The organism is Streptomyces capoamus (assembly GCF_014654935.1).
In the GTDB taxonomy this organism is placed as follows: Bacteria; Actinomycetota; Actinomycetes; order Streptomycetales; family Streptomycetaceae; genus Streptomyces; species Streptomyces capoamus.
In genome coordinates, this window is sequence record NZ_BNBF01000029.1 from 11,749 (window position 1) to 20,007 (window position 8,259).

Here is an 8,259-nt window from a genome sequence, read left to right on the forward strand (position 1 = left end):
GCCGGCAGATCTCCGCCACGGCGCCGGTGTCGGCGAGCACGGCGTCGGCGTCGGGGCGGACGGCCCGCGCGCGCTCGGCGAAGAGGCGGTGCGCCTGCTCCGGGACGAGTGGCTCGACCGGGCGCACCGACTCACCGGGGACGCCCAGGGGTTCACGGCTGGTCGCGAGGATCGTGAGCCCGGGGCAGTGGGTGAGGAGGGTCTCGGCGAGGGCGGCCGCCGCGCCGATGACGTGCTCGCAGTTGTCGAGGATCAGGACGTGGCCGCGCGGGGCGCAGTGCTCGATCAGCAGGGCCGTGGGGTCGGTCTGCGGGGCCGCCAGGTCGCCCGTCAGCAGCACGGTCTCGCGCAGACCGAGCGCGCTGACCACCGCGTCGGGCACCGCCTCCGGATGGTCGAGCGGGGCCAGCTCGACCAGCCAGGCCGAGGGGAGCGCGGCGGCGGCCTCCTCGGCGAGACGGGTCTTCCCGGAACCGCCCGGTCCGGTGAGGGTGACCAGACGGGCCCTGCGCACATCCGAACGGATGGCCTCGAGTTCCGGTTCCCGCCCGACGAAGGACGTCAGACGGGGGCGGAGGTTCCCGGAGCGCTCGGGGGGCCGGGCGGGGGTCCTGGGCGGGGGCCCGGCCGTGGTGGCCGGCGGGAGCGGGTGCTCCTGCTCCAGCAACGACGCGTGCAGGGCGCGCAGTTCCGGGCCGGGATCGGTGCCGAGGGTGCCGGCGAGGGTGCGGCGGGCGCACTCGTAGGCGGCGAGGGCGTCGGCCGGGCGGCCCGTGTCGCGCAGGGCGCGGATGAGGAGGACGTGCAGCGGCTCGTCGTACGGGTGCGCGGCGGTCAGTTCGCGCAGCTCCGGTACGGCCTCCTGGGCGCGGCCCAGGGCGAGCGCGGCGGCGGCGCGGGCACGGGCCGCCTCCAGGCGCAGGGCCTCGGGGCGGGCGGCGGCCGTGCGGTCGGGGAGGTCGGCCAGGGCCGGGCCGTACCAGAGGGCGAGGGCCTCGGTGAGGGCGCGGTGGGCGGTGGCCGGGTCGCCGGCGGTGAGGGCCTGGGTGCCGGTGCGGGTGAGGCGCGTGAAGACGTGCAGGTCGACGTCGTCCTCGGTCGCTTCGAGGCGGTAGCCGCCCGGGGTGGAGGCGATGGTGTGCCGGCCGAGGGTACGGCGGAGCCGGCCGACGAGGGCCTGGAGGGCGGCCGGCGCGTCCTGGGGCGGTTCGTCCGCCCAGATCTCGTCGACGAGGGTGCCGGGGGTGGCGGTGCGGCCGGGACGCAGGGCGAGGGCGGTGAGCAGCGTGCGCAGGCGCCGGCCGCCGATGGGCAGGGGAGTGCCCTGGTCGTCCGCTGCTTGGGTCACGCCCAGGATTCTGTACCGCACCCGCACATTGTGGCGGGGGGTACGGGAGCGGGGCACGGGGTTTCCCCGGCGGGGCGCCTTCGCGGTGGCCCGCCGCGTCGCCACCGCGTGCCCGCTGACGCACGACGGCACCGGCCTTCACCGGGCGCCGCCCCCGGCCGGACTGCTCACGCTCCCGGGGTCAGCGCGCTTCTTCTGGGCTGGATCCCGGAGGGGACCGCGCGGGAGCGGGTCGGGGTGCCGGTCCAGCAGGTGCCCCGGCGGGCAAGGAGGCGGCGGAGCCAGAGTTCGAGGGAGATGAGGTCGGCCAGGCCGTCCAGGGGCAGCGGCTCGCCGGCCGCGGCCGAGCGCACGGCCTTGCGGACGACACGGGCCTCCACCAGCCCGGCGTCGGCGAGCAGGGGCGTGGCGAAGAGGTCCAGGAGGGGGTCGGCCGCCGCCCGCAGTCCCGCGCGCGCGGCCGCGGTCGTGGAGGCGTGGGAGGGGGCGCCCCAGCCGGGCGGCAGGTCGGTGACGCCGGCGCCCTCCAGTACGGTGCGCAGGATCGCGGCGCGGGCGCCGGGCTGGACGCGCAGGGCCTCGGGGAGGTCGCGGCAGGCGCGGACGACCTGGTTGTCGAGGAACGGCGCGTGCAGGCGCTGGGAGCGGATCTCGGCGGCCTGTTCCAGCACGCGCAGGTCGGCGGCGTGGCGGGCGAGTGCGGCACGCGCGCGGTAGTCGCCGGGGCGCTGCGCGCCGGTGCCGGAGCGGTCCGCCTCCGCCTGCAGCAGAACCGATACTTCAGCCAGCGCCTCCCCCGTCAGCCACCGGGCGGCCGGCCCGGGTCTGGCCCAGGCCAGCGCGGCGAGGGACGCCCCGACCGCGCCCCTGGGTTCGTCGAAGCGGCGCCGCATCAGCCGCTCGGCCAGCACTTCCAGGCCCGCCCGGTAGGGGGTGCGGGCCAGCCGCCGGGCCGCACCGTACACGCGCGCGGGCACCAGGACCGAACCGTCGGCACGGGCCAGCGCGGCGACCGGCCGGACCAGGTGCCGCCGCCTGCGGTCGACCAGCAGGTCGGCGAGGCGGGCGGGGTGGGCGTCCAGGACCTGGCGGGCGCCGTGGCCGGTGAAGTGGTCGGCGCTGCCGGCCGCGAGCCGGGCGCGGTGCCGGGCCGCCACGACCAGGGAGGGGCCGGGTTCGTCGGTGAGGGGGCCGTCGAGGTCGGCGTAGGGCAGGGTCTCCTCGGCGCCGGTGACCACCACGTGGTGCAGCCGGGGGTTGGCGGCCAGGGCCCCGGCGCGTTCGAGTTCGGCCTCGCGGCCGGTCACCGCCAGGTCGTTGAACGTGACGGCGAGGAGGCGCTCGCCGGCTCCGGTGCCGTGGCCGAGGAGGGTGCCGGGTCTGCCGGGCAGTCCGGCGGCCAGCAGTGCGAGGGTGCCGGAGGCGGGCCCGCCGGACAGGTCGGCGCCGATGCCGGGAACGGGCATCCCGCGCGCGGCGCGCCGCTCGGCCGGCCCCATGCCGGGTACCGGGCCGGGGTCCAGGTCGGGCACGTGCCGGGGGGCGGCGAGCCGGGTGCGCACCGCCTCCACGAGGGTGTCGCGCACGGCGTCCACGGCACGGTCGGGATCGGCCGGGGGCGCGGCGACGGCGAGGGAGGCGACCGGTTCGTACCCGGCGACCTCGCGTGCCCCGGCGCGCAGCACCAGCGCGTGCCCCGGCGGGATCCGCCGCACCCCGTCGTACGGCGTGGTGTCGCGCAGCGCGGCCGGTACGTCCGGGGCGGCCAGCAGGGCGGCGAGGTGGGTGAAGTCGAGGTTGGCCTCGACGAGGTCGGCGAGGGGCAGCGCGGCGGTGGCGTAGGCCGTGCCGCCGGCCCACGGGGTGTGGAACACCGGCCGGGCGCCCGCGAGATCGCCGCAGACGGTGATGCGGCGGCCGGCCTGCACGACGGCCGTGTAGCTGCCGGGCCAGGTGGTCAGGTGGCGCACCGCGCCCCCGCGCGCGGTGAACAGGCCGCGCCGCAGCTCCTCGTCGGTGGCGCCGCAGATGCCGAGGACGGCGATGCGGTGCTGGGCGTCGGCGTGCACCACGCGCACCTCGTCCGGACGCCAGTCGCCGACGGCCCACAGCGGATCCGGGTCGCCCCACAGGAGTTGGGAGCCGACCGGGTGCACGGTCTCGCCGTCGTAGCCGACGGCACCGGCGGTGCCGATCCCGGCGGCGCCCGCGGCGGTGCTGCTCCACCCCACCAACCACCGCATCGACGCCTCCACAGGCTGGGGACAACCAGTGCACCGTACGAACCGGTTCCCCATGCTGCCATGAAGGGCGCGCGGGAGAGGGACGGCGGCACCGCCTTCGATCGGGGGAAGTTCCCCGCGCGGGCCAGGGAAGTTGAGGCGCGGACGGCCCGAGCGGAACGGTCCGGTCCGTAAGGGGGCCCGCGCGGCACGGCGCGAATGCGCCCCCAAGCGCGCCCCCAAACCGCCGCGCGCGCCGCCAAGTTGCATGGTCGGAGCGGTAATTCATCACACCGGAGGGTGGTCGGTTTTCAGCCAAATAATAAGGAGGGAGCCGAAGATGAGCACGCTCCGTACAGGCCGGCGCGGCGCACGGCCCCCCGTAAGCGCGCACGGTCCGGGAGGCGTGCGACGCCTCCCGGACCGGTCCGCCACCCGCGGGGATGAAGATGGCGGTGTCCCCCAGCCCACTGGATCCAGTACAGCGGGCCGACCCACGCACCGACCATGGAACCGCTCCCCCGGTGGCCGGAGAAGAGCGCACGGACAGGCGCACGGCCACACGGGCGGGGGCACGTGGCGACAGTCCGTGCACGGTGCGTAGGCACCCGCTCCCGCGTACCGACCACAATCCCGCCAACCGGAACAATGCCCCTTAACGCTTGGGATGCGGCGAACTACGCTGGGTTTACGAATGCCGCGTGGTTATGCCAGCACGGCAGCCGTCTGTGTCGAGGGGTGGCGCATGTCCAGGGAGCAACGCGGGCCGAACGAAAAGCTCGGCGCCGTTCTCGCCCTCGCGGGAATCAGCAACGCGGGTCTCGCGCGACGCGTCAACGACCTGGGCGCACAGCGCGGGTTGACGCTTCGCTACGACAAGACGTCGGTGGCGCGCTGGGTGTCGAAGGGCATGGTGCCGCAGGGTGCGGCGCCGCACCTGATCGCCGCCGCCATCGGCCAGAAGCTCGGCCGCCCGGTGCCGCTGCACGAGATCGGCCTGGCGGACGCGGATCCCGCGCCCGAGGTCGGCCTCGCCTTCCCGCGGGACGTCGGCCAGGCGGTCAAGTCGGCGACGGAGCTGTACCGCCTGGACCTCGCGGGCCGCCGCGCCGGCTCGGGCGGCATCTGGCAGTCCCTGGCCGGGTCGTTCGCAGTCAGCGCATACGCAACGCCCGCGTCCCGCTGGCTGATAACCCCCGCCGACAGCTCGGTCGCGCGGGAGGCGGGCTCCGTCGAGGGGTCCGGCGCACCGATCAAAGTCGGCCACAGCGACGTGCGGAAGCTGCGCGAGGCCGCCGAGGACGCCCGCCGGTGGGACTCCAAGTACGGCGGCGGGGACTGGCGTTCGTCGATGGTGCCGGAGTGCCTGCGGGTGGAGGCGGCACCGCTGCTGCTCGGCTCCTACTCCGACGAGGTCGGCCGCGCCCTGTTCGGCGCCTCGGCGGAACTCACCCGGCTCGCCGGCTGGATGGCCTTCGACACCGGCCAGCAGGAGGCCGCGCAGCGGTACTACATCCAGGCGCTGCGCCTCGCGCGCGCGGCGGCGGACGTCCCGCTGGGGGGATACGTACTGGCCTCCATGTCGTTGCAGGCGACCTACCGGGGCTTCGGGGACGAGGGCGTGGACCTTGCGCAGGCCGCGCTGGAACGCAACCGGGGGCTGGCGACCGCCCGCACGATGAGCTTCTTCCGGCTGGTCGAGGCGCGGGCGCACGCGCGGGCGGGCGACGCGCAGGCGGCGGGCACGGCGCTGAAGGCGGCCGAGAGCTGGCTGGAGCGCTCCCGTCCCGGTGACAACGACCCCTCGTGGCTCGGCTTCTACGGCTACGACCGGTTCGCCGCGGACGCCGCGGAGTGCTACCGGGACCTGAAGGCGCCCCGGCAGGTCCGGCGCTTCACCGAGCAGGCCCTGTCGAAGCCGACGGAGGAGTTCGTGCGGTCGCACGGGCTGCGGCTGGTGGTGTCCGCGGTGGCCGAGCTGGAGTCCGGCAACCTCGACGCGGCCTGCGAGCAGGGGGTGCGGGCGGTGGAGGTGGCCGGGCGGATCTCCTCGGCGCGGACCACCGAGTACGTCAAGGACCTGCTGCACCGGCTGGAGCCGTACGGGGACGAGCCGAGGGTGGTGGAGCTGCGGGAGCGGGCGCGGCCGCTGCTGATGACCACGGCGTAGGGCCGCGCCGTTCGCCGTGCCCCGGTGTTTGAAGGGACTGTCAGTGGCGCAGTGCACTATCGGAGGCGGAGGTGGTGCAGGTGCGGGCCGGGGCGTACGACTGTGATGTGCTGGTGGTCGGCGGGGGGATCGTCGGGCTGTCGACGGCGTACGCGATCACCCGGGCCGCGCCGGGCAAGCGTGTGACCGTGCTGGAGAAGGAGCCCGGTCCCGCCCGGCACCAGACGGGGCGCAACAGCGGGGTCATCCACAGCGGGATCTACTACCGCCCGGGCTCGCTCAAGGCGCGGTATGCGGTGCGGGGCGCCGCCGAGATGGTGAAGTTCTGCGCCGAGTACGGCATCGCGCACGCCGTCACCGGCAAGCTGATCGTCGCCACCGAGCGCGAGGAGCTGCCCCGGCTGCACGCGCTCGTGCAGCGGGGCCGCGAGAACGGCATCCCGGTGCGCGAGCTGGGCCCGGCCCAGATCGGCGAGTACGAGCCGGAGGTGCGGGGCCTGGCGGCCATACACGTCGGGACGACCGGCGTGTGCGACTTCGTCGGCGTCACCCGGCAGCTGGCGCGGGCGTCCGGGGCGGAGATCCGGTACGGCGCCCGGGTCGTCCGGGTGGACCGGCGCCCGGAGCGGGGCGTGGCCGTGCTCACCGCGAGCGGCGACGTCGTCCGCGCGCGCGTGCTGGTGAACTGCGCGGGGCTGTACTGCGACGAGGTGGCCCGGCTGACCGGCGACGAGCCGGAGGTGCGGATCGTGCCGTTCCGCGGGGAGTACTACGAGCTGGCGCGGCCGGAGCTGGTGCGGGGGCTGGTGTATCCGGTGCCGGACCCGGCGTTCCCGTTCCTCGGGGTGCACCTGACGCGCGGCATCGACGGGGGCGTGCACATCGGCCCGAACGCGGTGCCGGCGCTGGCCCGGGAGGGGTACGGCTGGGGGGTCGTACGCCCCCGGGAGCTGGCCGGGACGGTGGCGTGGCCGGGTTCGTGGGCGATCGCCCGGCGGCACTGGCGGTACGGCGCCGGTGAGCTGCACCGGTCGGTGTCCAAGGGCGCCTTCCTCCGGGCCGTGCGCAGACTGCTGCCCGCGGCGGAGGCCGGGGACCTGGTGCGGGCCCCGGCCGGCGTGCGGGCGCAGGCGGTGCTGCGGGACGGGACGCTGGTGGACGACTTCCTGATCCGGGAGGGGGCGCGGGCGGTGCACGTGCTCAACGCCCCGTCCCCGGCGGCGACGGCGTCCCTGCCGATCGGACGGGAGGTCGGGCGCAGGGTGCTGGAGATGCTCGCGGCGGCCGGCTGAGCGGGCTCCCGCGCCGGGCGCCGTAAAATCGGTCGTACTGTGTCTGACTCCCTGAACACCCCCGAAGCCCCGCCCTCGGCACCGCACGCGCCCGGTGTCCCCGTCCGGCACACCCGGGCCAAGGGGGAGCCGCGCTTCCCGGACGGGCCCAAGGCGGATCCCGCCGGGTCGCACTTCGAGCGGCGGATCCGCAGCTTCCAGCCGCGGCGGAGCCGGGTGACGGCCGGGCAGGCCGACGCCCTGCAGCGGCTGTGGCCCCAGTGGGGCCTGGACATCGACGGGCAGCGGGTGCTCGACCTCGGCGAGCTGTTCGGCAACGACCGCCCGGTGGTCCTCGAGATCGGCTTCGGAATGGGCGAGGCCACCGCGCGGATGGCCGCCGGTGACCCGGACACCAACATCCTGGCCGTCGACGTGCACACCCCGGGCCAGGGGAACCTGCTGAACCTCGCCGACCAGAACGGCCTGACCAACGTCCGGGTGGGCAACGGCGACGCGATCATCCTGCTCCGGGAGATGCTCCGCCCGGACGCGCTGGACGGGCTGCGCGTGTATTTCCCCGACCCGTGGCCGAAGAAGCGGCACCACAAGCGGCGGCTCATCCAGCCCGAGTTCCTGACGCTCGCCGCGACCCGGCTGAAGCCCGGCGCGCTCGTGCACTGCGCGACGGACTGGGAGCCGTACGCCGAGCAGATGCTGGAGGTGCTCACGGCGCACCCGGCCTTCGAGAACACCCGGCCGGACGGCGGATTCGCACCGCGTCCCGGCTTCCGGCCGCTGACCCGTTTCGAGGGGCAGGGACTGGACAAGGGACATGTGGTGAGAGACCTGCTGTTCCGGCGCGTCCCGCACAGCACCGCTGAGCAGGACCGGTAATCCGCTCCAGCCCCTCGCCCCGCCACCGTTAGGGTCGATGCCGTGGCCACCAGTCCCCCGTTCCCGACGTGTCCCCCGAGCCCCGGTGACGGTGTGCTCCACCACCCGCACTGGTGGCAGCGGAGGTGGGTGCGGTACGGGGCACTGAGCTCCCTGCTGGCCCTGTCCGGCCTGGTCATCCTCGCGCTCGTACGGCGGCAGACCGGTACGGAGGGCTTCCTCGTCGGGCTCGGCCTGGCCGTGCTGCCCGTGCCGTGGCTGATGGCCGCTTTCCGCTGGCTGGACCGGGTGCGGCCCGGGCCCTGGCGGAACCTGGTGTTCTCCTTCGCCTGGGGAGCGTGTGCGGCGGCG

Annotated in this window: 5 protein-coding genes and 1 pseudogene; 4 read left to right on the forward strand and 2 right to left on the reverse strand. The window is 75.7% G+C overall.

The annotated features are described in order from the left end of the window. Together IE312_RS42875 and IE312_RS32605 are read right to left on the reverse strand one after the other, a co-directional pair. The coding region (locus IE312_RS42875) for an AfsR/SARP family transcriptional regulator (RefSeq protein WP_229900705.1) at positions 1 to 1,369 on the reverse strand (1,369 nt) is incomplete at its 3' end. Between the two features lie 146 nt (positions 1,370 to 1,515). Next, positions 1,516 to 3,591 carry an asparagine synthase-related protein gene (locus tag IE312_RS32605; RefSeq protein WP_189985857.1) on the reverse strand — a complete coding sequence of 692 codons (2,076 nt, stop codon included), beginning with the start codon at positions 3,589 to 3,591 and terminating at the stop codon, positions 1,516 to 1,518. Between the two features lie 724 nt (positions 3,592 to 4,315). Here IE312_RS32605 and IE312_RS32610 point away from each other — a divergent pair. From IE312_RS32610 to IE312_RS42880, 4 genes and pseudogenes are all read left to right on the forward strand, one after another. After that, the gene (locus tag IE312_RS32610) at positions 4,316 to 5,740 is read left to right on the forward strand and encodes an NsdA family TPR-like regulatory protein (protein ID WP_189985858.1); all 1,425 of its coding nucleotides are present in this window, start codon (positions 4,316 to 4,318) and stop codon (positions 5,738 to 5,740) included. 71 nt (positions 5,741 to 5,811) lie between these two features. Next, positions 5,812 to 7,032 (forward strand): L-2-hydroxyglutarate dehydrogenase, encoded by a 1,221-nt coding sequence (gene lhgD / locus IE312_RS32615; protein ID WP_189985859.1) that lies wholly within the window; start codon positions 5,812 to 5,814, stop codon positions 7,030 to 7,032. 39 nt (positions 7,033 to 7,071) lie between these two features. Next, positions 7,072 to 7,908 (forward strand): tRNA (guanosine(46)-N7)-methyltransferase TrmB, encoded by an 837-nt coding sequence (gene trmB / locus IE312_RS32620; protein WP_189985860.1) that lies wholly within the window; start codon positions 7,072 to 7,074, stop codon positions 7,906 to 7,908. A gap of 42 nt (positions 7,909 to 7,950) precedes the next feature. Continuing rightward, positions 7,951 to 8,259, forward strand: a pseudogene (locus IE312_RS42880) (PrsW family intramembrane metalloprotease); the annotation flags it as partial.

Coding starts and splice junctions, on each gene's coding strand:
- IE312_RS32605 (WP_189985857.1), bottom strand. CDS start 3,591: ATGCGGTGGTTGGTGGGGTGGAGCAGCACCGCCGCGGGCGCCGCCGGG.
- IE312_RS32610 (WP_189985858.1), top strand. CDS start 4,316: ATGTCCAGGGAGCAACGCGGGCCGAACGAAAAGCTCGGCGCCGTTCTC.